This is a genomic window from Sphingomonas horti (assembly GCF_009753715.1).
Taxonomy (GTDB): Bacteria; Pseudomonadota; Alphaproteobacteria; order Sphingomonadales; family Sphingomonadaceae; genus Sphingomonas_B; species Sphingomonas_B horti.
This window is the reverse complement of the sequence record NZ_WQMS01000002.1, coordinates 123,811-149,113: the sequence shown is the minus strand read 5'-3', so window position 1 is coordinate 149,113 and position 25,303 is coordinate 123,811. Positions and strand designations below refer to the sequence as shown.

General features: G+C 67.7%; 29 protein-coding genes and 1 pseudogene. 18 read left to right on the top strand and 12 right to left on the bottom strand.

Annotated features, from left to right (window positions below; all coding sequences use genetic code 11):
- The first annotated feature begins 40 nt into the window (after positions 1-40).
- Positions 41-517, top strand: coding sequence for a glycine zipper 2TM domain-containing protein (locus GON01_RS03300; protein WP_181600256.1), 477 nt, complete (start codon positions 41-43; stop codon positions 515-517).
- Positions 518-547: 30 nt separating this feature from the next.
- On the opposite strand, the gene GON01_RS03295 is transcribed toward GON01_RS03300, so the two are convergent.
- Entirely contained in the window at positions 548-883 is a 336-nt protein-coding gene (locus tag GON01_RS03295; protein ID WP_157025938.1) for a DMT family protein, read from the bottom strand.
- A gap of 147 nt (positions 884-1,030) precedes the next feature.
- On the opposite strand from GON01_RS03295, the gene GON01_RS03290 reads away from it, so the two are divergent.
- Positions 1,031-1,528 (top strand): hypothetical protein, encoded by a 498-nt coding sequence (locus GON01_RS03290; RefSeq protein ID WP_157025937.1) that lies wholly within the window; start codon positions 1,031-1,033, stop codon positions 1,526-1,528.
- Here the strand turns inward: GON01_RS03290 and rarD are convergent.
- The 3 genes from rarD to GON01_RS03280 all read right to left on the bottom strand — a co-directional run bounded on the left by rarD (position 1,515) and on the right by GON01_RS03280 (position 3,867).
- Positions 1,515-2,426: an EamA family transporter RarD gene (rarD, locus tag GON01_RS03285; RefSeq protein WP_232328625.1), complete on the bottom strand. Its 912-nt coding sequence runs from the start codon at positions 2,424-2,426 to the stop codon at positions 1,515-1,517. The two genes, GON01_RS03290 and rarD, sit on opposite strands and share 14 nt — an antisense overlap.
- Positions 2,423-2,644, bottom strand: a complete 222-nt coding sequence (locus tag GON01_RS16845; RefSeq protein ID WP_232328624.1) for a hypothetical protein — start codon at positions 2,642-2,644, stop codon at positions 2,423-2,425. The genes rarD and GON01_RS16845 overlap by 4 nt, the downstream gene beginning before the upstream one ends.
- An 80-nt stretch (positions 2,645-2,724) precedes the next feature.
- The gene (locus tag GON01_RS03280; RefSeq protein WP_157025935.1) at positions 2,725-3,867 is read right to left on the bottom strand and encodes a GNAT family N-acetyltransferase; all 1,143 of its coding nucleotides are present in this window, start codon (positions 3,865-3,867) and stop codon (positions 2,725-2,727) included.
- 154 nt (positions 3,868-4,021) lie between these two features.
- On the opposite strand from GON01_RS03280, the gene GON01_RS16840 reads away from it, so the two are divergent.
- The gene (locus tag GON01_RS16840) at positions 4,022-4,603 is read left to right on the top strand and encodes a PEPxxWA-CTERM sorting domain-containing protein (RefSeq protein ID WP_232328623.1); all 582 of its coding nucleotides are present in this window, start codon (positions 4,022-4,024) and stop codon (positions 4,601-4,603) included.
- Here the strand turns inward: GON01_RS16840 and GON01_RS03270 are convergent.
- Genes GON01_RS03270 through GON01_RS03255 form a run of 4 tightly spaced genes read right to left on the bottom strand, consistent with a single transcriptional unit; the run spans position 4,600 to position 8,489 of the window.
- On the bottom strand, positions 4,600-6,102 hold the full coding sequence (locus tag GON01_RS03270; protein WP_232328622.1) for a class I adenylate-forming enzyme family protein: 1,503 nt from the start codon (positions 6,100-6,102) through the stop codon (positions 4,600-4,602). The genes GON01_RS16840 and GON01_RS03270 overlap by 4 nt on opposite strands.
- Positions 6,083-6,538, bottom strand: coding sequence for a dihydrofolate reductase (locus tag GON01_RS03265; RefSeq protein WP_157025933.1), 456 nt, complete (start codon positions 6,536-6,538; stop codon positions 6,083-6,085). The genes GON01_RS03270 and GON01_RS03265 overlap by 20 nt, the downstream gene beginning before the upstream one ends.
- Positions 6,535-7,581, bottom strand: a complete 1,047-nt coding sequence (locus GON01_RS03260; RefSeq protein ID WP_157025932.1) for an aldo/keto reductase — start codon at positions 7,579-7,581, stop codon at positions 6,535-6,537. Before GON01_RS03260 ends, GON01_RS03265 begins: the two co-directional genes overlap by 4 nt.
- Positions 7,582-7,592: 11 nt before the next feature.
- Positions 7,593-8,489: a thymidylate synthase gene (locus GON01_RS03255; protein ID WP_157025931.1), complete on the bottom strand. Its 897-nt coding sequence runs from the start codon at positions 8,487-8,489 to the stop codon at positions 7,593-7,595.
- Between the two features lie 116 nt (positions 8,490-8,605).
- Between GON01_RS03255 and GON01_RS16550 the strand changes: the two genes are divergently transcribed.
- From GON01_RS16550 to GON01_RS03220, 7 genes are all read left to right on the top strand, one after another.
- Positions 8,606-9,268, top strand: a complete 663-nt coding sequence (locus GON01_RS16550) for an energy transducer TonB (RefSeq protein ID WP_232328621.1) — start codon at positions 8,606-8,608, stop codon at positions 9,266-9,268.
- A 38-nt stretch (positions 9,269-9,306) separates the two neighbouring features.
- Positions 9,307-9,657 (top strand): hypothetical protein, encoded by a 351-nt coding sequence (locus tag GON01_RS03245; protein ID WP_157025930.1) that lies wholly within the window; start codon positions 9,307-9,309, stop codon positions 9,655-9,657.
- Between the two features lie 23 nt (positions 9,658-9,680).
- The gene (gene ribD / locus GON01_RS03240) at positions 9,681-10,688 is read left to right on the top strand and encodes a bifunctional diaminohydroxyphosphoribosylaminopyrimidine deaminase/5-amino-6-(5-phosphoribosylamino)uracil reductase RibD (RefSeq protein ID WP_157025964.1); all 1,008 of its coding nucleotides are present in this window, start codon (positions 9,681-9,683) and stop codon (positions 10,686-10,688) included.
- Positions 10,688-11,299 (top strand): riboflavin synthase, encoded by a 612-nt coding sequence (locus GON01_RS03235; RefSeq protein WP_157025929.1) that lies wholly within the window; start codon positions 10,688-10,690, stop codon positions 11,297-11,299. Before ribD ends, GON01_RS03235 begins: the two co-directional genes overlap by 1 nt.
- Positions 11,286-12,434 (top strand): 3,4-dihydroxy-2-butanone-4-phosphate synthase, encoded by a 1,149-nt coding sequence (gene ribB, locus GON01_RS03230; protein WP_408640893.1) that lies wholly within the window; start codon positions 11,286-11,288, stop codon positions 12,432-12,434. The genes GON01_RS03235 and ribB overlap by 14 nt, the downstream gene beginning before the upstream one ends.
- Before the next feature lie 39 nt (positions 12,435-12,473).
- The gene (gene ribH / locus GON01_RS03225; protein WP_157025928.1) at positions 12,474-12,896 is read left to right on the top strand and encodes a 6,7-dimethyl-8-ribityllumazine synthase; all 423 of its coding nucleotides are present in this window, start codon (positions 12,474-12,476) and stop codon (positions 12,894-12,896) included.
- A 128-nt stretch (positions 12,897-13,024) separates the two neighbouring features.
- Positions 13,025-14,398 (top strand): cytochrome P450, encoded by a 1,374-nt coding sequence (locus tag GON01_RS03220; protein ID WP_157025927.1) that lies wholly within the window; start codon positions 13,025-13,027, stop codon positions 14,396-14,398.
- Between the two features lie 36 nt (positions 14,399-14,434).
- Here the strand turns inward: GON01_RS03220 and GON01_RS03215 are convergent, their stop codons facing one another.
- Complete coding sequence (locus GON01_RS03215; protein ID WP_157025926.1) at positions 14,435-15,520, bottom strand: alkene reductase; 1,086 nt, start codon at positions 15,518-15,520, stop codon at positions 14,435-14,437.
- A gap of 48 nt (positions 15,521-15,568) precedes the next feature.
- Between GON01_RS03215 and GON01_RS03210 the strand changes: the two genes are divergently transcribed.
- The 6 genes and pseudogenes from GON01_RS03210 (at position 15,569) to GON01_RS03185 (ending at position 20,261) form a co-directional block, all read left to right on the top strand.
- On the top strand, positions 15,569-16,489 hold the full coding sequence (locus tag GON01_RS03210) for a DMT family transporter (RefSeq protein WP_157025925.1): 921 nt from the start codon (positions 15,569-15,571) through the stop codon (positions 16,487-16,489).
- A gap of 77 nt (positions 16,490-16,566) precedes the next feature.
- Entirely contained in the window at positions 16,567-17,229 is a 663-nt protein-coding gene (locus GON01_RS03205; RefSeq protein WP_157025924.1) for a COQ9 family protein, read from the top strand.
- A 47-nt stretch (positions 17,230-17,276) separates the two neighbouring features.
- Complete coding sequence (locus GON01_RS03200) at positions 17,277-17,516, top strand: FeoA family protein (RefSeq protein WP_157025923.1); 240 nt, start codon at positions 17,277-17,279, stop codon at positions 17,514-17,516.
- Positions 17,513-19,367, top strand: a pseudogene (gene feoB / locus GON01_RS03195) (ferrous iron transporter B). Before GON01_RS03200 ends, feoB begins: the two are co-directional and overlap by 4 nt.
- A gap of 31 nt (positions 19,368-19,398) precedes the next feature.
- The gene (gene ssb, locus GON01_RS03190; RefSeq protein WP_181600255.1) at positions 19,399-19,923 is read left to right on the top strand and encodes a single-stranded DNA-binding protein; all 525 of its coding nucleotides are present in this window, start codon (positions 19,399-19,401) and stop codon (positions 19,921-19,923) included.
- Positions 19,924-20,015: 92 nt separating this feature from the next.
- A complete protein-coding gene (locus GON01_RS03185) occupies positions 20,016-20,261 on the top strand; it encodes a hypothetical protein (protein ID WP_157025921.1) in 246 nt (81 codons plus the stop codon).
- Between the two features lie 9 nt (positions 20,262-20,270).
- Here GON01_RS03185 and GON01_RS03180 read toward each other — a convergent pair whose 3' ends face one another.
- Together GON01_RS03180 and GON01_RS03175 are read right to left on the bottom strand one after the other, a co-directional pair.
- A complete protein-coding gene (locus GON01_RS03180) occupies positions 20,271-20,777 on the bottom strand; it encodes a YceD family protein (protein ID WP_309503870.1) in 507 nt (168 codons plus the stop codon).
- 20 nt (positions 20,778-20,797) lie between these two features.
- The gene (locus GON01_RS03175; RefSeq protein ID WP_157025920.1) at positions 20,798-21,310 is read right to left on the bottom strand and encodes a ubiquinol-cytochrome C chaperone family protein; all 513 of its coding nucleotides are present in this window, start codon (positions 21,308-21,310) and stop codon (positions 20,798-20,800) included.
- A 102-nt stretch (positions 21,311-21,412) separates the two neighbouring features.
- Between GON01_RS03175 and GON01_RS03170 the strand changes: the two genes are divergently transcribed.
- Positions 21,413-21,895, top strand: a complete 483-nt coding sequence (locus tag GON01_RS03170) for an outer membrane protein assembly factor BamE (protein WP_157025919.1) — start codon at positions 21,413-21,415, stop codon at positions 21,893-21,895.
- On the opposite strand, the gene GON01_RS03165 is transcribed toward GON01_RS03170, so the two are convergent.
- The gene (locus GON01_RS03165) at positions 21,896-24,160 is read right to left on the bottom strand and encodes an NADP-dependent malic enzyme (RefSeq protein ID WP_157025918.1); all 2,265 of its coding nucleotides are present in this window, start codon (positions 24,158-24,160) and stop codon (positions 21,896-21,898) included.
- Between the two features lie 93 nt (positions 24,161-24,253).
- On the opposite strand from GON01_RS03165, the gene GON01_RS03160 reads away from it, so the two are divergent.
- Complete coding sequence (locus GON01_RS03160; RefSeq protein ID WP_157025917.1) at positions 24,254-25,282, top strand: quinone-dependent dihydroorotate dehydrogenase; 1,029 nt, start codon at positions 24,254-24,256, stop codon at positions 25,280-25,282.
- The last annotated feature ends 21 nt before the right edge of the window (positions 25,283-25,303 follow it).

The following is a 25,303-nucleotide window of genomic DNA, read 5'->3' as shown; positions in this document are numbered from 1 at the left end:
GCCGATCCGTTCACCGGGGCGCCATATGAGGAGGTCGCCCATGCGAAAGATGATGATCGCCCTGATGATCGTGGCCGGTCTGCCGACGATCGCCGCCACGCCGGCGCCCGCGCAAACCCGGGCGCAGATCGACCGAGAATACCGGCAGGACATGCGCGAAGCCCGTCGCGAGCGGCGCCAGGCGCTGCGCGATTGGCGCCAGTCGCGGCGCTACGATTACAACCGGCTGGAGCCCGGCCAGCGCTATTACTATGCCGACCGCTACTACCGCGACGGCCGCTATTATCGCGAGCGCCGCTTGAGCCGGAACGACCGCATCTACCGCGGCCGCGACGGGCGCTATTATTGCCGCCGGTCGGACGGCACCACGGGGCTGATCGTCGGCGGCGCGATCGGCGCGCTGCTCGGCAACGCGATCGACGATGGCCGGTCGAGCCTGCTCGGCACGCTGATCGGCGGCGCCGCGGGTGCCGCTCTCGGCCGCGAGATCGAGCGCGGCCAGGTGCGCTGCCGCTAGTCTCTCAGCCCCTCCCGTATTTGGGAGGGGCTATTTTCCCAGGAACACGAACGCGACCGCACCCATCAGGCAGATGAAGGCGCCCAGGTGCCGCCAATGCAGCGGCTCGTGCAGGTAGAGGACCATGAAGCCTGCGAAGACGATCAGCGTGATTGCTTCCTGCGCGATCTTGAGCTGGCCGCCGGTCCAGCCATGCGCGTAGCCGATCCGGTTGGCGGGAACGGCCAGGCAATATTCGATCAGCGCGATCCCCCAGCTGATCAGGATCACCAGCAGCAGCGGCTTTTCCATGCCGCCCTTCAGGTGCCAGTACCAGGCCATCGTCATGAACATGTTGGAGGCGAAGAGCAGCAGCAGCGTCGGCATTCGTCGTCCCCCATTTGTCCAGCGATCGCTTCACCCTGCGGCAGGTCAGGGCCGGAGACCAGCCCGTTCGGATTGCCTGCGGCCCCGTCTTGACCGCAGGCGCAGCCGGTCGTACTGTATTGTTGAAATAACACAGTGGAGCTTCGCATGTCCGCTCGCCTGCTTCTGCTGGTGCCGATCGCACTGCTCGCCGCCTGCGACCGCAAGGGCGACGGGGCGGCGGTCGACATCCGATCCGACAATGGCTCGACCCAGATTTCCGCGGAATCCGGCAAGGAAGGCCGGCTGAAGATCGACACCCCGGGCGTCAAGGCCGACGTCAAGATCCCGTTCCTCGGTGCGCTCACCGGCAATATGGAGATCGACGGGCTGCGCCTTTACCCGGACAGCAAGGTCGCCGGCATCCATGTCAACGCCGACGACGACAAGAACGAAGGCGCGTTCAACCTGCGCTTCGTCGCGCCCGCCGGCCGCGACAAGGTCGCCGCCTGGTTCCAGCAGCAGTTCGACGCCAACGACTTCAAGATGACGCTGCAGGGCAACCGCTTCACCGGCACCAGCGAGGAAGGCAAGCCGGTCACGCTGGACATGCGCGATGGCGCCAACGGCACCACCGAAGGCGAGCTCAGCATTAGGGACAAGTAGCGGGTTCGGGCCGGGCCCGCGCCGGCGCCCGCCTGAGCCCGTCGGCCGCGAAAACAGCCAGGCCGGTCCAGATCAGCGCGAAGCAGACGATGTGCGCCGTGGTCAGCGGCTCGCCATAGGCAAGCACCGCGAGCAGGAATTGGATCGTCGGCGCGATATACTGGAGCAGGCCAAGCGTCGAATAACGCAGCCGGCGCGCGGCGGCCGCGAACAGCAGCAGCGGGGTTGCGGTCATCACGCCGCTCAACGTGAGCAGCCAGGTGAGGTGCGGGTCCGCGCCGAACGCCAGTTCACCCCGGCTCGCCAGCCACGCCAGGTAAAGCGCGGCAAGCGGTGCCAGCAGGATTGTCTCGATCGCCAGCCCCTCCAGGCTCTCCACCGGCGCGATCTTGCGGAGCAGCCCATAGGTCGCGAAAGTGCCGGCAAGCGCGAGGCTGATCCACAGACCCGAGCTGGCGCCGAGCGCGAGCACCGCGACTCCCGTCCCGGCCAGCGCCACCGCGAGCCCTTGAGCGCGGGTCAGCCGCTCCTTCAGCAGCACCACGCCCATCACGACGTTGACCAGCGGATTCAGGAAATAGCCGAGGCTGGTTTCCAGCACATGGTCGGCGGAAATCGCCCAGATGTAGATCAGCCAATTGGCGCCGATCAGCAGCGCCGAGACAGCCAGGATGCCGAGCGCGCGGCGGCTGGCAATGGCCGCCCGCAAATGCTGCCAGCGATGCGAGACCGCGATCAGCGCCGCCAGCAGCAGCACCGACCAGAGCACGCGCTGCGCGACCACTTCGGTCGGCAGCGCGCCGTGCAGGTGCTTGAAATAGATGGGCAGGAAGCCCCAGCTCAGGTAGGCGGCCAAACCGAACAGCACGCCTTTGCGGGCCGGGTCCTCCGCGCTCAAAAGAGTCCGCCGCCCAGCCAGAGCCGGATCAGCGCGACGATCAGCACGACCAGGTTCAGGTTGCGGCCGGCCGTTCCGCGCGACAGCACGCCGAAGAACAGGCCGAGCAGCGCCCAGGGGATGACCAGCCAGTTCAGCGCGCCGATCAGCGGCAGCGCAGCCAGCAGCACCCAGGGAATGGCGAGGACGCCGATCAGCAGCGAGATCAGGTTGAACATGCGCCGCCATATGGCGAAGGTGTGTTGCTGGCGCAAGACGGTTGCCACGCACATTTGTCTGCCGACAGAAAGCCCGGCTGTCAGCCTCGCCTGAACGGCGCCATCTCGCCCATGAACGCAATCTCGCGGGCGACCGCCGCGCGCTCGCGCGCCAGATAATCGGCGATCGCGGCGCGGAAGCCGGCATCGGGAATGAAATGCGCCGAATAGGTCGGCACCGGCACATAGCCCCGGGCGAGCTTGTGCGACCCCTGCGCGCCGGCCTCCACGGTCCGCAGCCCGCGCGCGATCGCGGCATCGATCGCCTGGTAATAGCAAAGCTCGAAATGGAGGAACGGCACTTCCTCCACCGCGCCCCAATAGCGGCCGTACAGCGTGTCGGCGCCGATCAGGTTCAGCGCGCCGGCGACGGGGCGCTTGCCGCGCCAGGCGAGCATCAGCAGCACCTGGTCCGCCATCCGCTCCCCCAGCAGCGAGAAGAAGGCGCGGGTCAGGTACGGCCGGCCCCATTTGCGAGAGCCGGTATCCTGGTAGAACGCCCAGAACGCGTCCCAGGCGTCTTCGGTCAGGTCGCGGCCGGTCAGATGCCGAATCTCGAGCCCGCGCACCGCTTCCTCGCGCTCGCGGCGGATCGTCTTGCGCTTGCGCGACGACAAAGCGGCCAGGAAATCCTCGAACGAGCTATAGCCATGGTTCCGCCAACGGAACTGACTGTCGGTGCGGATCAGCCAGCCTGCCTGCTCGAACAGCGTCACCTGGTCCGGTGCGACGAACGTCGCATGAGCGGACGACAGGCCGTTCTGCCCGGTCGCTGCCTCGATCGCAGCGATCAGGTGCGGCGCGGCACTGTCGTCGCCGAGCAGCAGCCGCGGCCCCGGCACCGGCGTGAACGGTACCGCGATCTGGAGCTTCGGATAATAGCGGCCGCCGGCGCGGGCATAGGCATCCGCCCAGGCGTGGTCGAACACATATTCGCCCTGGCTGTGGCTCTTCGCATAGGCCGGCGCGACCGCGGACAGGCGCCCGTCGGCGCCTTCGACCGCGATCGGCAGCGGCTGCCAGCCCGCGCGCGCAGTCGCGCTGCCGGACTCCTCCAAAATCGACAGAAAAGCGTGGCTGACGAACGGGTTCGCGCCCCCTGCGCACGCGTCCCATTGCTGCGCATCGAAGACGGAGATGCCGTTGCCGATCCGTGCGACGATTTCGTGGGAGGAATCGGCCATCGACGATCAATCTAGGTGTCCCGTCGACGAGATTGAAGCGCGGCCCCTCCGGTCGCAGCGGGCGGGGAATTGGTCGCACCGGCCGTGCCGTTCCCTAACCTCGATCATAACGGCCCCGGGCCAATCATTCGGCTATCTGTAACTTCAGGGGTGAATGTTCGTGACCAAAACCATTTCCGTTTTGCTTGCCGCCGCGGCGACGCTGCTCCCCGCGGTGCCGGCGTCCGCGACGCTGATCGGCGATTCCATCGTCATCAAGCGAATCCAGGGCGTAGACACCGTCTTCAAGACCGTTGCCGCGACTGTCGGCGACAGCCCGGAATATATCGACAATTTCTTCGCGATCGACATCACCGAGAACGAGGTGCGCTTCGACACGTTCGGCAACCTGTCGCTGGGCCAGATCGTCTACACGATCGACGGGCTGGATTTCGACGACAACCCGGCCACGCCCAACATCGTGACGGAGTTCTTTTCGAAGCAGATCTTCCGGCAGGCGACCGGCTTTCCGCCGATCGACAGCAGCAATGTGACGATCAGCCCGTCGGGCCAGCTCCGTGTCTCGTTCGCCAACACCGTCACCGGCGCCGACGGGTTCGCCAGCGTCACGCTCGGCGCACCAAGCCCGGCCGCGGTGCCCGAGCCCGCCACCTGGGCGATGATGATCGGAGGCTTCGGCCTGGCCGGGTCGGCGGCGCGCCGCCGCACGACGCGCGCCGCGCGCGTGCTCGCCTAAAGCAGCCGGTCCCTCAGCTCCCGCTTCAGCACCTTTCCGATGGGGCTGCGCGGGAGCTGATCGACGACGTGCAGCGCGGACAGGCGCTGGGTCTTTCCCAGCTTGCCGTTCGCGGCGGTTAATACCGCGTCCTTGTCGGCGCCGGGGCGGAGCACGACGAAGCCGACCGGCGTCTCTCCCCAATCCGGGTGCGGCACGCCGACCACGGCCGCCTCGATCACGCCCGGATCACCGGCGAGCACGGCCTCCAGGTCGCTCGGGTAGATGTTGAACCCGCCCGAGATGATCATGTCCTTGGTGCGGTCCATCAGGATCAGGAACCCGTGCTCGTCGAAGCGGCCGACATCGCCGTGGCGGATGAAGCGGCGGCCGTCCCTGTCGAACCATTCGGCGGCGCGCGTCGCGTCCGGCCGGCCGTTATAGCCGTTCATCATCATCGGCCCGCGCCCGACCACTTCGCCGACGCCGCCCGGCGGGACCTCGTTGCCATCCTCGTCGATCAGCTTCATCTCGCTGTTCGGCGCGACCTGGCCGACCGTGTGGAGCTTGTCCGGATGCTCGTGCGCGAGGAGCACGCACGAGGCGCCGCCTTCGGTCATGCCGTAGAATTCGACCAGTCCGCCGGGCCAGCGATCGAGGATGTCGCGCTTCAGCTCGGCCGCGAATGGCGCGCTGGTGCAGAATTTGGCGCGGTAGCTGCTGAGGTCGAAGCTCTCGAAGTCGGGCAGCGCCATGATGCGGCGGTACTGGACCGGCACCAGCATCGTGTGTGTGACGCGGTGGCGTTCCGACAGTTCGAGGAAGCGCCGCGCCTCGAACTTCCGCATCAGCACCACTGTTCCGCCGGCGCCGAGGCACGGCAGGAAGCTGACGAGCGTCGTGTTCGAATAGAGCGGCGTCGACAGCAGCGCGACGGAATCGGGGCCGTACACGGCGGCGCGCGCAAGATAGTTCCAGCGCATCCGGTGGGACTGGACGATGCCTTTCGGCGTGCCGGTCGTCCCCGATGAGTAGATGATGTTGAACGGGTCCTCAGGTGCGACCGTCACCGGCTGCGGCCGTGACCCCTCCGACGGCAACCAGGCGCCGAGATCGTGCAGCGAAATCCGATCGACGCCGGGCGGCACAGCCATTTCGATTCCGGGATCGGCGAACAGGTGCTTCGCGCCGCTGTCTGCCAGCATCGCCGTCAGCGCTTCCGGAGTGGCCGACGTGGTCAGCGGTGCGGCTGCAGCCCCGGTGCGAATCGCGGCGAGAAACGCCGCGCCATAGGCGATCGAATTGCTGCCGACGATCGCGACGGTACCGCCCTTGCCGACGCCTTCGGCCTGCAACCGCGCGGCGATGCGGTCCACGAGCGCGTCGAGCGTGCCCCAGCTGATCCGTCCGTCCCCGTCGGCGATCGCGATCTTGTCCGGCTGCTCGGCGGCATGCGCGCGGAACAGCTCTGAATGATCGGCGAAATCGGCGGCGAGCAGTTCAGCGGACGAGCGTGACAAAGCTGTATCCCTCATGATCCTCGCGGGCCGCCTCGCGCCAGCCGTCGAACGGCGGTATCACGGTGTCGCCTTGGGGGCGGCCATGAACTTCGGTCAACTCGATCCGATCGGCGACGGGCAGGAACAGCCGGTAGATTTCCGCGCCGCCGATCACCGACGCGCGCGGGCCGTCGACCAGCGCCAGCGCCTCGTCGACCGTATGCGCGACTTCGGCGCCTTCTGCCTGCCAAGGCCCGCGCGTCAGCACGATGTGCCGCCGGCCCGGCAGCAGCCGGCCCAGGCTCTCGAACGTCTTGCGTCCCATGATCATCGGCGCACCCATCGTCAGCGCCTTGAAGCGCTTCAGATCTTCCGGGAGCCGCCATGGCAGGCCGCCGTCCCGGCCGATCACGCCATTGTCGGCGCGCGCGATGACGAAGACGACGTCCGGCTTCATGCGCCGTGCGGCTTCTGGTTGAGCTGCTCCGCCCGGTAATCGCCCTGTCGTTCGAGCATCCAGCCCGGATATTCGGCAGGCAGCCGGCTCGCCGCGTCCAGCTTGGCCAGCTCCTCGGCGGTGAGCTCGACTTCGGTCGCGGCGATATTGTCGGTCAGCTGACCGACCCGCTTGGCGCCGACGATGACGCTGCTGACCGCGCGCTGGTGGAGCAGCCAGGCGAGCGCGATCCGCGCGACCGAGATGCCGCGCGCTTCAGCGATCGGCTTCATGACGTCAATCACGTCATAGGCGCGATCCTTGTTCACCGGCGGGAAGTCGAACACAGCGCGGCGGCCCTCGCCGCTTTTTTCGTCATCGCGGCTGTATTTGCCCGACAAGAGGCCGCCGGCGAGCGGGCTCCAGACCATCAGCCCGACGCCTTCCGATTGCAGCATCGGCACGATCTCGCGCTCCAGATCGCGGCCGGCGATCGTGTAATAGGCCTGCAGGCTCTCGAACCGGGCGAGGCCCAGCCGCTCGGACATGCCGAGCGCCTTCATGATCGCCCAGGCCGCCCAGTTCGACACGCCGATGTAGCGGACGAGCCCGCGGCTCACGAGATTGTCGAGCGCGCGCAGCGTCTCCTCGATCGGCGTTGCCGGATCCCAGCCATGCACCTGGTAGAGGTCGATATGATCGAGCTGGAGCCGCGTCAGGCTCGCTTCGACCTGGTTCGTGATGTGGTAGCGCGACAGGCCCCGGTCGTTCGGGCCTTTGCCCATCGGCCCCATCGCCTTGGTCGCGATCACCACCTGGTCGCGCGCGACGCCGAGATTCTTGAGCGCCTGTCCCGTGATCCGCTCCGCCGCGCCTTCCGAATAGACGTTCGCGGTGTCGATGAAGTTGATGCCGGAATCCAGCGCCGTCTTCACCAGCGCATCCGAGTCGGACTGATCGAGCTGGCCGATCGCGGTCCACATGCCCTGCCCGCCGAACGTCATCGTGCCGAGGCAGAGCTCCGAGACGTAAAGGCCGGTGCGGCCGAGCTTGTTATAGCGCATGACGCTTCTCCTCAAACGGCGACGGGGGCGGCGATGTGCGGGTGGGGGTCGTAGCCGGTGATGGCGACGTCCCCGAGATGATAGTCGAAGATGCTGTCCGGCCGCCGCGTAAACGCCAGCTTCGGGAATGGGCGGGGCGTGCGCGCGACCTGCTCGGCGACGAGATGCTCGTGGTTCAGATAGACGTGCACATCGGCGCCCATCCAGACTATCTCGCCGGGCTCCAGATCGCATTGCTGGGCAAGCATGCGCAGCAGCAAAGCCGCTTCGAAGATGTTGAAGCCGAAACCAAGGCCCAGGTCGCATGACCGCTGGTAGAGGATGCCTGACAGTCGCCCGTCGGCCACATGGTATTGATAGGTCATGTGGCACGGCGGCAGCGCCATCCGGTCCAGCTCCGCCACATTCCAGCCGGTGAAGATATGGCGGCGTGACGCCGGATTCTCGCGCAGGCCCTGCACCAGCTGCGCGATCTGGTTGACCGTGCCGCCTTTACCGTCCGGCCAGGCGACCCATTGCTTGCCATAGACGGGGCCGAGATCGCCCCATTCGCGCGCGAAATGGACGTCGGCGGCGATCCGCGCCTCGAACGCATCGCGGTCGGTCGCTTCGCCGGTCTCCCGCCGGTAGCGGTCAAGCGGCCAGTCGGTCCAGATATGCACGCCTTGCTCGACGAGCGGGCGGATGTTGGTGTCGCCGCTCAGGAACCAGATCAGCTCCTTGACCGCCGACTTCCAGAAAATGCGCTTGGTCGTCAGCAACGGCACGGTGCCGTCCGACAGATCGAAGCGCATCGTCACGCCGAACAGCGAGCGCGTGCCGACGCCGGTGCGATCCCTCCGTTCGCTGCCTTCGGCCCAGGCCCGGGCCATCGCGTCCAGATATTGCTGCTCGGGATGGGCTGTCATTGCGGCAGCATTGCGCGACCGCGCGGCCCCGCGCAACTTCCGGCTTGCAATTGATGTGATGTTGTAACATCCTTTTGGCTACGGCACGGAGAAGCCGGACGAAAGGAGACGATGCCATGACCGCAGACGGATTCCTCGCCCAGAAACAGCGCCATCCGCTGGCAATGACGGCCGCGGTCGCGATCAACATTGCGGCCGTGACGGCGCTGCTGCTCGCCAAAACGGGCTGGGTGCCGCCGATCGAGACGATCCTGATCGGCGAGAACATTCCGCTTCCGCCGGACCCGAAGCCGGTCGAGGTGGAAAAGGCGCCGGAGACGCCGGTGAAGAAGGAGCCGGTCTATATTCCTCCGCAGCCGGTGCCAACCGCGAACGGGAATGACAATGCGATCTCCGGCACGGACGTGCTCCCGCCGGTCCGCACCGCCGGCGGTACCGACGCGGGAACGGGCGCCACCCCCATTCCCACGCCGACACCCACACCCGTCCCCGTGCTGACCGGAGCCGCGCCAGACCCGCGGTTCGCGGACGACTTCCAGCCATCCTATCCGCCGCAGCTGATGCGCACCGGCGTCGAAGGCATAACCGTGGTCAAGGTGCTGATCGGAACGGACGGGCGCGTGAAGCAGGTGGCGATCGTCTCGACCGACGATCCCCTGTTCGCCGACGCGACCGAGCGCCAGGCGCTCCGCCGCTGGCGCTTCCGGCCCGCCACCCGCGACGGCATCGCGGTCGAAAGCTGGAAGCAGATGACCGTCCGCTTCGAGCTGCGCGGGTGACACTGGCAAGCGGGGCATTGGGCGCCTATCTTCGCCCGATGTCTCGCTTCAGCCGCTACAACCCGCTTGCGGGCCTGAGAGACCTGCGTCTCTTCCTTCATTCGCGCCAGAAGCACGAGCTGGTGTTCGCGTTCCTGGCGGTGGTGGCGACGGTCGTGCTGATCGTCGGCTTCCTGCTCGACTCGCGCGACCTGAAAGCACCTTACAAGCGCGACATCCAATATGTGCAGAGCTGGCCGCTGAACCGCACCGATGCGGAAATCATTGCGGCGCAGAAAGCCGACATGAAGACGCGCGCCGCCGAGGAAGCGAAACGCAAGGAGCAGGAAGCGAAGAACCGCGCGGCACTGAAGCGGATCGACGACGCCCTGACCCGGTGGGGCTTCTGAGCGACCGCGACGACGCGCGCTGGATGGGCGCGGCGCTGGCGCTCGGCGCACGCGGTCGCGGCCGCACGACGCCCAATCCCAATGTCGGCTGCGTGATCGTGAAAGAGGGACGGGTCATCGGACGCGGCTGGACCCAGCCGGGCGGCCGGCCGCATGCCGAGGCAATGGCGCTGGCCCAGGCCGGCGCGGAGTCGCGCGGCGCGACTTTGTACGTGACGCTGGAGCCGTGCGCGCACCGGAGCGAACGCGGCCCGGCTTGCGCCGACCTGATCGCGGAGGCGGGAGTCGCGCGCGTCGTCGCCGCGGTGGAGGACCCGGACTCGCGCACCGCCGGCCGCGGCTTCGAGCGACTCCGGGCCGCGGGCGTCGCGGGCGCGAGCGGTGTGCGCCAGGCCGAAGCGCTGCGGTCGTTCGCCGGCTTTATCGCGCGCCAGCGTCATGGCCGGCCGCATGTCACCCTGAAGCTCGCGACGTCGCTCGACGGGCGGATCGCGCTTCCCGACGGCTCAAGCCGCTGGATCACCGGCGAGCCGGCCCGCGCCCACGCCCATCTTGAGCGCAGCCGCCACGAAGCGATCCTGGTCGGGCGGGGGACATGGGAAGCGGACGCACCGAAGCTGGACGTGCGGCTGGAGGGGCTGGAGGGGCGATCGCCGATCCGGGCGATTTTGGCTCGTCACCCCCGCGAAAGCGGGGGCCCACCTTCTTCAAGCGCCCCACCAATGGACGAACAAGTGGGTCCCGGTTTTCGCCGGGACGTCCTATGGATCGACTCGCCCGTGCGGGTTCACCCCCTCCCCGCCGACCACCTCCTCGTCGAAGGCGGCGCCGAAACCGCAGCCGCGTTCCTGAGTGCCGACCTTGTCGACCGCCTGCTCCTTTACCGTGCGCCGATCCTGATCGGGGCGGGCAAAGCGGCGATCGGCGACATCGGCCTCGCGGACCTCGCGGACGCGCATGGGCGCTGGCACTTGCTCGACGCGCGCCAGCTTGGCAGCGACCGACTCGAAGTCTACGAGCGGCGCCGATAATGTTTACCGGGATCATCACCGACGTCGGGACGATCGAGTCCGTCGAGACGCGCGGCGACACGCGCGTCGTCATCCGAACCGGCTACGACACAGCCACCATCGACCTCGGCGCGTCGATCGCCTGCTCAGGCGTGTGCCTGACGGTCGTCGACAAGGGACCCGGCTGGTTCGCGGTCGACGTGTCGGGCGAGACGATCAGCCGCACGGCGCCGGGCCAATGGAGCGCCGGCCGCAGGCTCAACCTTGAGCGCGCGATGAAGCTGGGCGAGGAGCTGGGCGGTCACATTGTCACCGGCCATATCGATGGCATCGCCGAAGTGGTCGGCATCTGCCCCGAAGGCGATTCGAAGCGGATCGGCTTCCGCGTGCCCTCCGATCTCGCTCCGTTCATCGCGCCCAAGGGCTCGATCACCGTCGACGGCGTATCGCTGACCGTCAACGAGGTTCAGGATCAGGCGGACGGATCGACGCACTTTGCGATCAATCTGATCCCGCACACGCAGGCGGTCACGACCCTGGGCGCCACCGAACAGGGGCAGGCAGTCAATATCGAGATCGACGTGCTCGCCCGCTATCTGCAACGCATGGAGGCCTATCGTGGCACACGCTGAAGTCAGTCGTCTCCGTCACGGCTATCTGTCCGCGCCCGAGGAGATCATCGACGAGGCGCGCAACGGCCGCATGTTCATCCTGGTCGACGACGAGGACCGGGAGAATGAGGGCGACCTGGTCATCCCGGCGCAGATGGCGACGCCGGATGCGATCAACTTCATGGCCAAATATGGCCGAGGCCTGATCTGCCTCGCGCTCGCCAAGCCGCGCGTGGATCAGCTCGGCCTCAACCTGATGAGCCGCAACAACGGCACGCGGCACGAGACCGCCTTCACCGTCTCGATCGAGGCGAAGGAAGGGGTGACCACCGGCATCTCCGCCGCGGACCGGGCGCGCACCATCTCGGTCGCGATCGACGGCACCAAGGGCGCGGGCGACATCGTCACGCCCGGCCATGTTTTCCCGCTGGTCGCGCGCGAAGGCGGAGTGCTGGTCCGCGCCGGCCACACCGAGGCGGCGGTCGACGTATCCCGGCTGGCGGGGCTCAATCCGTCCGGCGTGATCTGCGAGATCATGAAGGACGACGGCACGATGGCGCGGCTTGACGACCTCGTCGCCTTCGCCCAGCTCCACAACCTCAAGATCGGCACGATCCGCGACCTGATCGCCTATCGCCGCCGCCATGACCATCTGGTCGAGCGGCGCGCCGAAATGAGCTTCCGCAGCCGCTGGGGCGGCGACTGGAAAGCGATCACCTTCGCCAACAAGGTGACCGGCGACGAGCTGATCGCGCTGCAGAAAGGCAAGGTCGATCCATCCCAGCCGACGCTGGTGCGCATGCACACCATGTCGATGTTCGTCGACGTGTTCGGCGAGGAGAATGAGCGCTCTGGCCTCCTGTCCCAATCGATGAAAGCGATCGGCGAGGCCGGCGCGGGCGTAATCGTCGTGATCAACAAGCCGATGCAGGGGATCGTCAGCCGCTTCATGCAGCTGCGCGCCCAAGGCAAGGGCGCCGGCGACCCGCAGGTCGAGGAACTGCGCGACTATGGCATCGGCGCCCAGATCCTCGCCGAGCTCGGCGTGCAGGACATGGTGCTGCTGACCAATACCCACCACACGCTGGTCGGCCTGGAAGGCTATGGCCTGTCGATCGTCGGCGAGCAGCCGATCCCGGGCACGGGCGGGGAGTAGTTCGCCCCCGGCAAGGCGGGGCGTCAACGGAGTGTGGGTATGGCACGACTTCTCATCGTCGAAGCGCGGTTCTACGACCATCTGAACGACCTGCTGCTGGAGGGCACGCGCGCGGCGATCGAGGCGGCCGGGCACGAGCACGAGACGATCACCGTGCCCGGCGCGCTCGAAGTGCCCGCGGCGATCGCGCTGGCGGCGGAAAGCGGGCGCTACGACGGCTATGTCGCATTGGGCGTGGTGATCCGCGGCGAAACCTATCATTTCGAAATCGTCTCGAATGAAAGCGCGCGCGGCATCATGGCGCTGACGCTGGACGGCCTTGCGATCGGCAACGGCATCCTGACCGTCGAGAACGAAGCGCAGGCCCTTACGCGCGCCCGCAGGTCCGAGAAGGACAAAGGCGGCGAGGCGGCCAAGGCGGCCCTCGCCATGCTGGCGCTGAGGGAGCGCTTCGGCGGCTAGGCGTCACCCCTGCCTTGAGCGGGGGCTTATCTTCGCAAAAGCAGGTGGGTCCCGGGTCGAGCCGGGGATGATGATTGTTAAGGGCTCCGCCGCTAGCTACACTCCTGTCAGTAACACGGAGGCCCCCGATGGCGCTGGCGCATACGTTCAAGGCCAATCCGCACTGGCTGCCGCGCAATCGGCCCGAGGCGCTGAATCATATTCCCGGCGAGGACGGGTGGCCGGTCTTCGGCAACACCTTCGCGCTGCTGAAGGACCCGCCGGCATTCGGCCGTCGGATGATCGCCAAATACGGCCTCGTCTATCGCAACCACGCGTTCGGCGGCCGGCAGGTGAACCTGGTCGGGCCGGAAGCGAACGAGCTGGTGCTGTTCGACCGCGACAAGCTGTTCTCGTCCGAGCAGGGCTGGGGGCCGACGCTGAACCTGGTCTTCCCGCGCGGCCTGATGCTGATGGATTTCGACAAGCATCGCGCCGACCGGCGGACTTTATCGGTCGCGTTCAAGCCCGAGCCGATGCGCCATTATGCCGAGCAGCTGAACCATGGCATCGCCCAGGCGGTCGCCGGCTGGGCGAACCGGCCGATCCGCTTCTACGACGCGATCAAGCAGCTGAGCCTCGACCTCGCCGCGACCAGTTTCCTCGGCATGCCGCTCGGCCCCGAGGCCACGCGCATCAACAAGGCGTTCGTCGACGAGGTCCAGGCCTCGATCGCGCCGATCCGGTCGCCGATCCGGGGCACGGCGATGCATCGCGGCGTCAGGGCGCGGGAGTATCTGATGCAGCTGTTCCTGCGCGAAATTCCGGCGCGGCGGAACGGCGACGGGCAGGACTTCTTCTCGCAATTCTGCCGCGCGGTCGACGAGGAGGGACAGCCGCTCAGCGACCAGGCCATCGCCGACCATATGAACTTCCTGATGATGGCCGCGCACGACACGATCACCTCGTCCGCGACCAGCCTGGTCATGCTGCTCGGCCAGAACGCCGAATGGCAGGACAGGCTGCGCGAGGAGATTGCGTCGCTGGGCCTGAACGACGACGAAGGCGTGTCCTATGGCCAGCTCGACCGGCTGGTGCTGACCGAATATGCGTTCAAGGAAGCGCTGCGGATCATGCCGCCGGTGCCGTCGATGCCACGCCGGGCGCTGCGGGACTTCGAGTTCCGCGGCTACAGGATACCAGCGGGGACGTTCATCGGCATCAACATCGGCTACACCCACCATATGCCCGAGCATTGGCCGGAGCCGGACAGGTTCGACCCGATGCGCTTCACGCCGGAAGCTTCGCGCGGCCGCCACAAATATGCCTGGGTGCCGTTCGGGGGCGGCGCGCATATGTGCCTGGGCCTGCATTTTGCGACGATGCAGGTGCGCATCCTGATGACGCACCTGCTGCGACGCTACCGGATCGAGCTGGAGCCGGGCGCGGGCGAGAAGTGGCAGTATTTCCCGATTCCCAGGCCCAGGGATGGCCTGCCGGTCAGGATGGTGGCGATCGACTGATTCCTCCCCTCCCCGAGAGGCTCGGGGAGGAGTTGGTTACGCTGCCTTCGCCAGCGTCGGATAGTCGATATACCCCTCCGGACCCTGGGTGTACCAGGTCGCCATGTCGTCCGGCTGCAGCGGCGCCTGAAGGCGCAGGCGCTCGACCAGGTCGGGGTTGGAGATGAACGGCCGCCCGAATGCGATCGCGTCGGCGAGGCCGCTCGCGATATCCGCTTCGGCGCGCTCGCGGTCATAATCCTGGTTCAGCACCAGCGGCCGATCGAACACCGGCCGAATGTCAGGCGAGACCTTGGGCTGGTCGGACTTGCCGAACGTGCCCTCCGGCCCCTGCTCGCGCAGCTCCAGGAAGGCGATGCCGATCTCGTTCAGCGCCTTCGCGGCCGGCACGAACACCGCCGCCGGATCGCTGTCCTCCACGCCCTGGCTGTTGCCGTTGGGCGAGAAGCGGACCGCGGTGCGGTCGGCGCCGATCACGCCGGCGACCGCTTCGGTGATCTCGCGCAGCAGGCGGATGCGATTCCCCGGCCCGCCGCCGTAGCGATCGGTGCGCAGGTTCGCGCTTTCGCGCAGGAATTGGTCGATCAGATAGCCGTTCGCGGCGTGGATCTGGACGCCATCGAAGCCGGCGGCCTTCGCATTGCGCGCGGCGCGGCGGTAATCGTCGAGCAGCCGCGGCACTTCGGCGACATCCAGCGGGCGCGCCTCTTCATAGGGCTGCTTGCCTTCATAGGTGTGGGCCTTGAACGGCGCCGTCGTGGCGGATGCCGAAACGGGCTTTTCGCCGCCGAGGAAGCTCGGATGCACGATCCGGCCCATGTGCCACAGCTGAACGAAGATGCGCCCGCCCGCGTTGTGCACCGCTTCGGTGACCGGCTTCCACGCCTCGGTCTGCTCGTCGCTCCAGATACCCGGCGCATAGGGCCAGCCGAGTCCTTCGCGGCTGATCCCGGTCGCCTCGGTGATGATCAGGCCGGCGTCCGCGCGCTGCGAATAATAGGTCGGCATCAGCGCGCTCGGCACATGCTCGCGGCTGGAACGGCCGCGGGTCAGCGGTGCCATCAGGATGCGATTGGGGGCGGAAACCGCCCCGAGCTGTATGGGATCGAAAAGACTCGTCATGCGCTCGGCCTCCTTTTGCAACGGACAGATAGGGGGCTAAGGAGCCGCATGCACGCCCGGGCGGGTTCAAGAAAAAGTATCGGCAGCGAAAGCGGTGTCGCGTTCGCCGCGCTGATCGCGGGGAATGTCGCGCTGGCGTTCGGGCCGCTGTTCGTGCGGCTGGCCGACACCGAGGCGCAGATCGGCCCGGTCGCAGCGGCCTTCTGGCGGCTCGCGCTCGCCGCGCCCCTGCTGCTGATGATGACCCGCGTGACGCGCCAGCCGATCGGCCGGCTCGCCCCGGCAATGTGGGCGACGGTGGTGCTGGCAGGCATCTTCTTCGCGGCCGATCTCGGCACCTGGCATCTGGGCATCCTGAAGACCAAGCTCGCCAACGCGACGCTGATCGGCAACTGCGCGAGCCTGTTGTTTCCGCTCTACGGCTTCGTCGTGGCGCGGGCCTGGCCGACCCGCGTGCAAGCGCTCGCGCTGCTGCTCGCGGCAGTCGGCGCCGGGCTGATGATGGGCCGCTCCTACGAGCTGTCGCCGCAACACCTGGTCGGCGACCTGCTGTGCCTGCTCGCGGGCGTGCTCTATACTTTCTACCTGATCGCGATCGATCGCGCGCGCGGGCAGCTTCAACCCTGGCCGGTGCTGGCGCTGTCGACCGTGTTCGGCGTGCTGCCGCTGCTGCTGTTCGCCTGGATCCTGGGCGAATCGATCTGGCCGGCGAGTTGGGGGCCGCTGATCGCGCTCGCGCTGGTCAGCCAGGTCATCGGTCAGGGGCTGCTCGTCTATGCGATGGGGCATGTCCGGCCGCTGGTGACCGGATTGACCTTTCTGCTGCAGCCGGCCGTGTCCGCCGCGATCGGCTGGCTATCCTATGGCGAGACGCTGACCGCGCTCGACTGGACCGGGGCGGCGCTGATTGCCGCGGCGATCCTGGCAGTGAAGCGGCCGGCGACGAACCTCGCGCCGCCGGCCGACTGATCGTCGGCGCAGCCAGTCCGGGCTGCCGGGCAAATGCGAGACTGGTCTTGGACTGCCCGAAGGCTTAGATGAAGCAGATGGCTGAGCTGCCCGCCGATCCGACGCTCGATGAAGTTCGCGCCTATCTGGCGCCCCTGTTGCCGGCCCATGCGGCGTTCGACGGCTGGAGCGCGGAGGCGGTGACGCTCGCGGCCGGCCAGGCCGGCGTCGATCCCGATATCGCCCGGCTGGCGTTCAAGGACGGCGCGCTGCAGATGATCGACGCCTGGTTCCGATCGGTCGACCACCGCATGGCCGAGCAATTGCCGGCGGAGAGACTGGCGGCGATGAAAATCCGCGAGCGGATCACGGCGCTGGTCTGGGCGCGGATCGAGATCGTCGCACCCGATCGCGAAGCGCTGCGCCGCGCGTTTGCCGTGCTTGCCATGCCGCAGAACGCCGCGCGGGCAGCCCGGATGGGCTGGCGCGCCGCCGACCTGATGTGGCAGCTTGCCGGCGACAAGACGACCGACTTCAATCACTATACCAAGCGGATGACGCTGGGCGCGGTCTATGGCTCGACCGTGCTGGCGCTGCTCGACGACGACAGCGCCGATTTGAGCGACACCCGCGCCTTCCTCGATCGCCGTATCGAGAATGTCATGCGGTTCGAGCGGTTCAAGGCCGATATCCGTTCCCGCGCCGAACACCGGCCGAGCCTGTCGCGATTTATCGGCCGGCTCAGATATCCGGCGATCTGAGCCTTACGTTTATTGATAATCAATCGCAGCAAGCTTATTGAAGCGCCATGCGTCTCAGTGACCTTCCGCTGCGCAAGGCTGCGCATATCAGCGCCATCGACTGGTCCGTTCTCGGCGAGGCCGAGGCGAAGCGCCTGCGCGAACTTGGTTTCGACGAGGGTGTCGCGATCGAGGCGCTGCACAGCGGCAGCTTTCTGGGCCGCGACCCGATCGCCTGCCGGGTCGGCAGGATGACAGTCGCGATTCGCCGGGCCCAGGCGAACGCGATCCGCGTCGCGCTGGCATGAACCCGGCGCCTCTGGTCGCGCTGGTCGGCAACCCCAATGCCGGCAAGTCTTCGCTGTTCAATGCGCTGACCGGCGCGCGGCAGAAGGTCGGCAATTATCCGGGCGTGACGGTCGAGCGGCACGCCGGCCGCTTCGCGCTTCCCGATGGCCGCCCGATCGAGCTGGTCGACCTGCCCGGCGCCTACAGCCTGGAGCCGGCCAGCCCCGACGAGGCGGTCACGCGCGACGTGATCCTGGGCCAGCAGGCCGGCGAGCGGCTGCCATCCGCGCTGATCGTCGTGATCGACGCGTCCAACCTCGACAATCACCTGCGCTTCGCGATGCAGCTGATCGGGCTCGGCCTGCCGATCGTGATCGCGCTCAACATGATCGACCTGGCGAAGCGCGACGGGCTTGAGATCGACACCGCCGTGCTCGCGCAGGAGCTCGGCGTGCCGGTGATCGAGACGGTTGCGGTGCGCCGGCGCGGGCTCGAGGAGCTGAAGGCCGCGCTGGCCGAAGCGGTGGGCGAAGGCACGCTGAAGCTGCGCGCCGGCCACGGCTTCGTGCACGAGGACCTGGCAACGGTGCAGCGCCGCGCGCGCGCTCGCCGTCAAGGCGATCGTGTCGGAAAGTCCGGCGCGGCGCATCACCCATTCACTGGACGGTATCGCGCTGCACCCGGTCGCGGGGCCGCTGATCCTGGCGGGGCTGCTGTTCGTGATGTTCCAGGCCGTGTTCAGCTGGAGCCAGGTGCCGGCCGACTGGCTGCAGGCGCAGTTCGATGCGCTCGGCGGCTGGACCGCCGCCACGCTGCCTGAGGGCTTCATCCGGTCGATGCTGGTCGAAGGCGTGATCGCCGGCGTCGGCGCGGTGGTCGTGTTCCTGCCGCAGATCCTGATCCTGTTCGCCTTCATCCTGGTGCTGGAAGCGAGCGGCTACATGGTCCGCGCGGCGTTCCTGATGGACCGGGTGATGGCACGGGTCGGGCTTTCGGGTCGCGCGTTCATCCCGCTGCTGTCCTCCTTCGCCTGCGCGGTGCCGGGCATCATGGCGACACGGACGATCGACGATCCCAAGGACCGGCTGACCACGATCCTGATCGCGCCGCTGATGACCTGCTCCGCGCGGCTGCCGGTCTATACGCTGATCATCTCCGCCTTCATCCCGGAGCGCGCGGTAATTCCGGGCATCGGCCTGCAGGGGCTGGTGCTGTTCGGCCTCTATATCGCCGGCATCGCGGGGGCGTTCGCCGCCGCCCTGGTGCTCAGGCGAACGGTGACCAAGGGTCGCGGCTCGGGCTTCATGATGGAGATGCCCAAATATCAATGGCCGCGCTGGCAGGACGTGGCGCTGGGCCTGGTCTCGCGCGCCCAGATCTTCCTGAAGCGCGTCGGCACGATCATCCTGCTGACGACGATGCTGCTATGGGTGCTCGCATCCTTTCCCAAAGCACCCGAAGGCGTGAAGCAGAGCGAATATTCCATCGCCGGGCGCATCGCCGGCGGGCTGGAGACGGTGGTGCGCCCGATCGGCTTCAACCACGACATCGCGATGGCGCTGATCCCGGCGATGGCGGCGCGAGAGGTCGCGGTATCGGCGATCGCGACCGTCTATGCGATCGACGCGGACGGGGACGAGGCGGGCAGCCAGCAGCTCGAATCGCGGCTCGGCACCGCCTGGCCGCTGCCGACCGCGCTCGCCTTCCTCGCCTGGTTCGTGTTCGCGCCGCAATGCATCTCGACGATCGCGGTGACGCGGCGAGAGACAAATGGCTGGAAATGGCCCGCTTTCATGGTCGGCTATCTTTTCGCCGTGGCCTACATCGCCGCCGGCCTCACCTACTGGACCGCAACCGCGATCGGCCTCTAAAGAACGTCCAAATCCCAGTCAGGAGCAGGACGTGGCAGGCAGCGTGAACAAGGTGATCCTGGTCGGCAATCTCGGGCGCGACCCGGAGAGCCGCAGCTTCCAGAATGGCGGCAAGGTGGTGGAGCTTCGCATCGCCACGTCCGAGACCTGGAAGGACCGCAACAGCGGGGAGCGCAAGGAAAAGACCGAGTGGCACACGGTCAAGATCTTCAACGAAGGCTTGGCCAATGTGGCCGAGCGCTATCTGCGCAAGGGCTCCAAAGTGTATATCGAGGGTGCGCTCCAGACCCGCAAATGGCAGGACCAGCAGGGGCAGGACCGCTACTCGACCGAGATCGTGCTGCAGGGCTTCAACAGCGAAATGGTGCTGCTCGATCGGCGTGAAGGCGGCGGCGGCGGTGGTGACGATTGGGGTAGCCAGGATCGCGGCAATTTCGGCGGCGGCGGCCAGACCCCGTCGGGCGGCTTCGGCGGCGGTCGCGGCGGCGCCGGCGGCGGCAGTCGTGGCGGGCCGAGCCCGTTCGACAGCGACCTGGACGACGACGTCCCCTTCTAGGGTGTGAGTACACACCCTCGGACGACGGACTACGGAACAGCAGGGCCGATTCGGGCGTCTCACAAGCGGGTCCTTTGCTTGCGAGAGAAACCGTGGCCGGAATCGTCATCACTGCCCTGTTCGCGGTTAGCATGTGGGCGGCGATCTGGGTGCTGACCGGCCGCCGGCGCCGATCGCAACCACCCGCGCTGCCGGGCCAGCTGACGCCGGCCGAGCGGCGGCGACTCTACAAGAGGCTGGGAATCGATCCGGTGGTGATGGCGCGGCAGCGCCCCTATGGCTGGACCGTCACGCGCCCGCGGCACGACGTACAGCACCGGCGCAGCACGCGCGCCTAAGGCGGCGCCCTAGCCCTTTTTCTGCATCTGCTCCTTCAGTGCGCGCAGCGCGGCGAACGGCCCCGCATCCGCTTCGCCGGTCAGCCCGGCTTCCTCGAGCGCCGCGTCCGCGGCCGCCGAGCGGGGGAAGGGATCGAGCGCGAGGGCCAGCGTCTCGGCCGCCAGCTCGCCCAGATCAATACGCCCGGCTTCCAGCGGCAGCGTGTCGCAATCCTCGGCGCTCAGCTCCATTTCCTCCTCGGGCGAAGCGGAATAGGCGTCTGGCACGAAGCGCACGTGAAACGGCGCCTCGACATGCGCGGGCAAGGGCTCGTCGGTGACGACGCAGCTCTGCACCACGTCCGCATCGACCCTGCCTTCGGCATGCACAACACCGGCGCGGCGGGCCAGCCGCACGTCCGCCGACAGCCGCTCGATGGCCTTCAGCCCGAAGCGCCCGGCCAGACGGCGCCGCTCGGCCTCGTCGGCCTCGATCTGGACCGCGCGCGGCGATTCGGAAATCGTGTCCGAATCCACGGGCCGGGAAAATTCGGGCGTCACGGCAGCTTTCCCGCCGCGATCGTGTCAGCCGGCGCCGCGTGAAGGGCAAGATAGAAGGCGCGCAGCCGCTCCGCAGTGTGCTCGAGCGCGGCGGCCGGCGGCTCGGCGCCGCGATAGAGGTTGCGCACCAGCGCCGCCTCGAACTCGCCGGCGCGCAGGCCCTCGCGATAGGCGCCGATACGACCGCCAAGCGCGCCCATCATCTTGCCGAGATGCTTGCCGACCACCATGTCACCGATCCCGATCTCGCGCAGCTGGCTGTCCATGTCGTGCACGAACAGCTCGACCAGCCAGGCCACGGCCTGCCGCTGCTCGCTCTCCAGCTCCAGCCGCGCGATGACCAGCGCCAGAATCGCCGCGATCATCTCGAACCGGCCGTCGATCGTGTCCGGCACGCCGCCTTGCGCATACCAATGCGCGGCGCGGCCTTGGGCCACGACTTCGTCGTAGAGCGGGCGCACCGCTTCGTTGGCGTTGCGGCGGCCGAACAGCCGGTCGATGAAGGACATGACACTCCATTTGGGGCGCACGCGCTTGTGCGCGGCCTCGCCGGGGCATATTGAGGCGTCGGACGGCGAGCGCAATGCTCGTCTGACGTCCGGGAGAGTCGAATGAGTTCGTTGACGCGGCGCATGATTACCGGCGCCGCCCTTGCAGGCGCGATGGTCGCGGCGAGCGGCTGCACGCGCATCGTCACCCATCAGGGCTATCTGGTCGATACGCAGCTGGTGTCGACGGTGCAGCCCGGCATCGACAACAAGCAGTCGGTGCAGAAGGTGCTGGGCCTGCCGAGCTTCACCGGCCAGTTCAGCGACAACGACTGGTATTATGTCGCCCGCACCAGCAAGCAGCTCGCCTTCGGGTCGCCGAAGCCAACCGAGCAGACGGTGCTGCACATCCGCTTCGACCAGGCCGGGAACGTCGCGGCGGTCGAGCAGACCGGGCTCGAACGCGTCGCGCGGATCGATCCGGTCAGCGACAAGACGCCGACGCTGGGCCGCAAGCACGGCTTCTTCGAGGACCTGTTCGGCAATATCGGCCGCGTCGGCACCCTGCCGGGCGGCCCGGCCCAGAGCGGCAATACCGGCGGCTGATCAGCGCGCGATGCCGCTCGCCGCAAGCACGGCGAGCGTGACCAGCTCCGACGCGCGACTCGCCATCGTCGCGACCTGAACCGGCTTGGCCATGCCGACCAGCATCGGGCCAATCACCGAATCCCCACCCAATTCCCGCAGCAGCTTGGCCGAGATGTTCGCGGATTGGAGGCCGGGCATCACCAGGACGTTGGCCGGGCCGGACAAGCGGCTGAACGGATAGCTCGCCATCACCCGCGGGTTGAGCGCGACGTCCGGCGACATTTCCCCTTCATATTCGAAGCCGACGCCGCGCTCATCGAGCAAAGCCACCGCCTCACGGATATTCTCGAGGAACGCGCCGGCCGGATTGCCGAAGGTCGAATAGCTGAGAAACGCGACCCGCGGCTCCTGCCCCATGCGGCGGGCGACGGCAGCGGTCTGCTCGGCAATGTCGGCGAGCTCGGCCGCGGACGGGCGCTCGTTCACGGTGGTGTCGGCCATGAACACGGTGTGGGAATGGCCGACCAGCACATGGATGCCGAACGGCGTGCGTCCTTCCGCCGGATCGAGCACGCGGCGGATTTCGCGCATCGACTGCGCATAGGTGCGGGTAACGCCGGTGATCATCGCGTCGGCCCCGCCCAGCTCCAGCAGCAACGCGCCGAAGATGTTGCGTTCCTGGTTCACCATCCGCTCGCATTCGCGGCGCAGATAGCCGCGGCGCTGCAGCCGCTCGTAGAGACGATCGACCATCTGCGGGACCAGCGGGGAGTGGCGGCTATTGTGCACCTCGAACGACTTGGGGTCGTCCACGCCCAGCGCCTTCAGCCGGTCATAGACGTCGTCGCGGCCAACCAATACCGGGATGCCATAGCCGCCGTCGCGGAACTGGATCGCGGCGCGCAGCACGACTTCCTCCTCGCCTTCGGCGAACAGCACGCGCTTGGGGTCCGCGCGCGCCGCCTCATAAGCGAGCGTCAGCACCGACGTGGTCGGGTTCAGCCGCGCCTTCAGCGTCTGGCGGTACGCGTCCATGTCGAGGATCGGCCTGGTCGCGACACCAGAATCCATGGCCGCCTTCGCGACCGCCGCCGGCACCACTTCCATTAACCGCGGATCGAACGGGGCCGGGATGATATAGTCGGCGCCGAAGCTGTGCGCCTTGCCGCCATAGGCCGCCGCCACTTCCTCCGGCACCGCCTCGCGCGCCAGCTCGGCCAGCGCCTGCGCGGCGGCGATCTTCATCTCGTCGTTGATCGCGGTCGCTCGCACGTCGAGCGCGCCCCGGAAGATGAAGGGAAAGCCAAGCACATTGTTGACCTGGTTCGGATAGTCGGAGCGGCCCGTGGCGACGATCGCGTCCGGTCGCGCGGCCTTCGCCTCGGGCGGGGTGATCTCCGGGTCCGGATTGGCCATCGCGAAGATGATCGGCTTCGGCGCCATCGCCGTCACCATCTCGGGCTTCAGCGCGCCGGCGGCGGAGAGGCCGAGGAAGATGTCGGCCCCTTCCAGCGCCTCGCCCAGCGTGCGCCGGTCGGTCTTCACCGCATGGGCCGACTTCCACTGGTCCATGCCTTCGGTCCGGCCCTGGTAGATCACGCCCTTGCGGTCGCACATCAGCACATGGTCCTGGCGCACGCCCATCGCCTTGATCAGCTCGGTGCAGGCGATCGCGGCGGCGCCGGCGCCGTTCACGACCACCTTCACGTCCTTGAGATCCCGGCCGGTCAGGTAGCAGGCGTTGATCAGCCCGGCGGCCGAAATGATCGCGGTGCCGTGCTGGTCGTCATGCATGACCGGGATGTTCATGCGTTCCTTCAGCGCCTGCTCGATGATGAAGCAGGCGGGCGCGGCGATATCCTCCAGATTTATGCCGCCGAAGCTCGGCTCCAGCAGGGCAACGGCATTGATGAACGCCTCGGTGTCCTCGGTCGCGACTTCCAGGTCGATCGAATCGACGTCGGCGAAGCGCTTGAACAGCACTGCCTTGCCTTCCATCACCGGCTTGGAGGCAAGCGCGCCGAGGTTGCCGAGCCCCAGGATCGCGGTGCCGTTCGAGATCACCGCGACCAGATTGCCCTTGGCGGTATAGTCGTAGGCGCAGGCCGGATCGTCGGCGATCGCGCGGACCGGGACCGCGACCCCGGGCGAATAGGCAAGGCTCAGGTCGCGCTGCGTCGCCATCGGCTTGGAGGCGATGATCTCGATCTTGCCGGGCCGGCGACCGGAGTGGAACAGCAGCGCCTCGCGTTCCGAGAATTGAACGTTCGCACCCTCGCTCATCTGTCGTCCTTCTCGTTGTTCTCGCCCGGGCGGCGCACCCTAGTAAGGTGCGGTTGGGCTTTCCAGTGCGCCCGCAAATGCTATCGCGCAACCATGCTCTATCCGCTGCTGCGCCCGATCATCCACGCGCTCGACGCAGAACGGGCGCACCGGTTGACCATTGCCGCGCTGAAGCACACGCCTCCGCTCGGCGGGCCGGAAGCCGATCCGGCGCTGGCGATCGAGCTGGCGGGCCTGCGCTTTCCCAATCCGGTCGGCCTCGCGGCCGGGTTCGACAAGGATGCCGAAGTGCCGGCCCAGATGCTGGGCTTCGGCTTCGGCTTCGTCGAGGTCGGCACGCTGACGCCGCTCCCACAGGGCGGCAATCCACGCCCGCGGCTGTTCCGGCTGGCGGAGGACCGGGCGGTCATCAACCGGATGGGGTTCAACAATGGCGGCCAGGCGGACGCGCGTGCGCGGCTGGAGACGGTGCGCCGCCGCGCCGGCCCGGTAGGGGTCAATATCGGCGCGAACAAGGACTCCGCGGACCGGATCGCCGACTATGCCGCAGGGGCGCGGGCAATGGCGGCCGTCGCCGATTACCTGACCGTCAATATCAGCTCGCCGAACACGCCCGGCCTGCGCGCGCTGCAAAGCGCGGCGGCGCTTCAGGAGCTGCTGCATGGCGTCGCGAGCGCGCTGCCCGCGCCCAAGCCGGTGTTCCTGAAAGTCGCACCGGACCTGGAACCGGATGAGATCGACGCGATCGCCCGTGTCGCGATCGACGGCGGGGTGGCCGCGCTGATCGTCGCCAACACGACCGTGTCGCGCCCGCCGCTCAAATCGCCGCATGCGGCGGAGGCGGGCGGCCTGTCCGGCGCGCCGCTCGCTGCCCTGGCGCGCGAGAGGCTGCGCGACTTCCGCTCGGCGACAGGCGGCGCGCTGCCGCTGATCTCAGCCGGCGGCATCGACGGCGCCGACGAAGCCTATGGGCGGATTCGCGCCGGGGCGTCGCTGGTCCAGCTGTACTCGGCGCTGGTCTATCAGGGTCCCGCCCTCGCGCGGCGGATCGCGCGCGGCCTCACCAAACGGCTGCGGCGTGACGGCTTCGCCTCTGTCGCGGAAGCTATGGGGCAGGCGTGAAGTCTTACTTGCCCTAATGAT

Excerpts from the sequence above, each read along its gene's own strand:
- GON01_RS03200 (WP_157025923.1), top strand. The coding sequence starts at position 17,277 with ATGCGTCTCAGTGACCTTCCGCTGCGCAAGGCTGCGCATATCAGCGCC.
- GON01_RS03280 (WP_157025935.1), bottom strand. The coding sequence starts at position 3,867 with ATGGCCGATTCCTCCCACGAAATCGTCGCACGGATCGGCAACGGCATC.
- GON01_RS03175 (WP_157025920.1), bottom strand. The coding sequence starts at position 21,310 with ATGTCCTTCATCGACCGGCTGTTCGGCCGCCGCAACGCCAACGAAGCG.
- GON01_RS03290 (WP_157025937.1), top strand. The coding sequence starts at position 1,031 with ATGTCCGCTCGCCTGCTTCTGCTGGTGCCGATCGCACTGCTCGCCGCC.
- GON01_RS03245 (WP_157025930.1), top strand. The coding sequence starts at position 9,307 with ATGTCTCGCTTCAGCCGCTACAACCCGCTTGCGGGCCTGAGAGACCTG.
- GON01_RS03170 (WP_157025919.1), top strand. The coding sequence starts at position 21,413 with ATGAGTTCGTTGACGCGGCGCATGATTACCGGCGCCGCCCTTGCAGGC.
- GON01_RS03260 (WP_157025932.1), bottom strand. The coding sequence starts at position 7,581 with ATGCGCTATAACAAGCTCGGCCGCACCGGCCTTTACGTCTCGGAGCTC.
- GON01_RS03160 (WP_157025917.1), top strand. The coding sequence starts at position 24,254 with ATGCTCTATCCGCTGCTGCGCCCGATCATCCACGCGCTCGACGCAGAA.
- ribD (WP_157025964.1), top strand. The coding sequence starts at position 9,681 with ATGGGCGCGGCGCTGGCGCTCGGCGCACGCGGTCGCGGCCGCACGACG.
- GON01_RS03205 (WP_157025924.1), top strand. The coding sequence starts at position 16,567 with ATGGCTGAGCTGCCCGCCGATCCGACGCTCGATGAAGTTCGCGCCTAT.
- GON01_RS03220 (WP_157025927.1), top strand. The coding sequence starts at position 13,025 with ATGGCGCTGGCGCATACGTTCAAGGCCAATCCGCACTGGCTGCCGCGC.
- GON01_RS03300 (WP_181600256.1), top strand. The coding sequence starts at position 41 with ATGCGAAAGATGATGATCGCCCTGATGATCGTGGCCGGTCTGCCGACG.
- GON01_RS03215 (WP_157025926.1), bottom strand. The coding sequence starts at position 15,520 with ATGACGAGTCTTTTCGATCCCATACAGCTCGGGGCGGTTTCCGCCCCC.
- GON01_RS03295 (WP_157025938.1), bottom strand. The coding sequence starts at position 883 with ATGCCGACGCTGCTGCTGCTCTTCGCCTCCAACATGTTCATGACGATG.
- ribH (WP_157025928.1), top strand. The coding sequence starts at position 12,474 with ATGGCACGACTTCTCATCGTCGAAGCGCGGTTCTACGACCATCTGAAC.
- GON01_RS16840 (WP_232328623.1), top strand. The coding sequence starts at position 4,022 with ATGTTCGTGACCAAAACCATTTCCGTTTTGCTTGCCGCCGCGGCGACG.
- GON01_RS03210 (WP_157025925.1), top strand. The coding sequence starts at position 15,569 with ATGCACGCCCGGGCGGGTTCAAGAAAAAGTATCGGCAGCGAAAGCGGT.
- GON01_RS03265 (WP_157025933.1), bottom strand. The coding sequence starts at position 6,538 with ATGAAGCCGGACGTCGTCTTCGTCATCGCGCGCGCCGACAATGGCGTG.
- GON01_RS03165 (WP_157025918.1), bottom strand. The coding sequence starts at position 24,160 with ATGAGCGAGGGTGCGAACGTTCAATTCTCGGAACGCGAGGCGCTGCTG.
- GON01_RS16550 (WP_232328621.1), top strand. The coding sequence starts at position 8,606 with ATGACCGCAGACGGATTCCTCGCCCAGAAACAGCGCCATCCGCTGGCA.
- GON01_RS16845 (WP_232328624.1), bottom strand. The coding sequence starts at position 2,644 with ATGTTCAACCTGATCTCGCTGCTGATCGGCGTCCTCGCCATTCCCTGG.
- GON01_RS03255 (WP_157025931.1), bottom strand. The coding sequence starts at position 8,489 with ATGACAGCCCATCCCGAGCAGCAATATCTGGACGCGATGGCCCGGGCC.
- GON01_RS03235 (WP_157025929.1), top strand. The coding sequence starts at position 10,688 with ATGTTTACCGGGATCATCACCGACGTCGGGACGATCGAGTCCGTCGAG.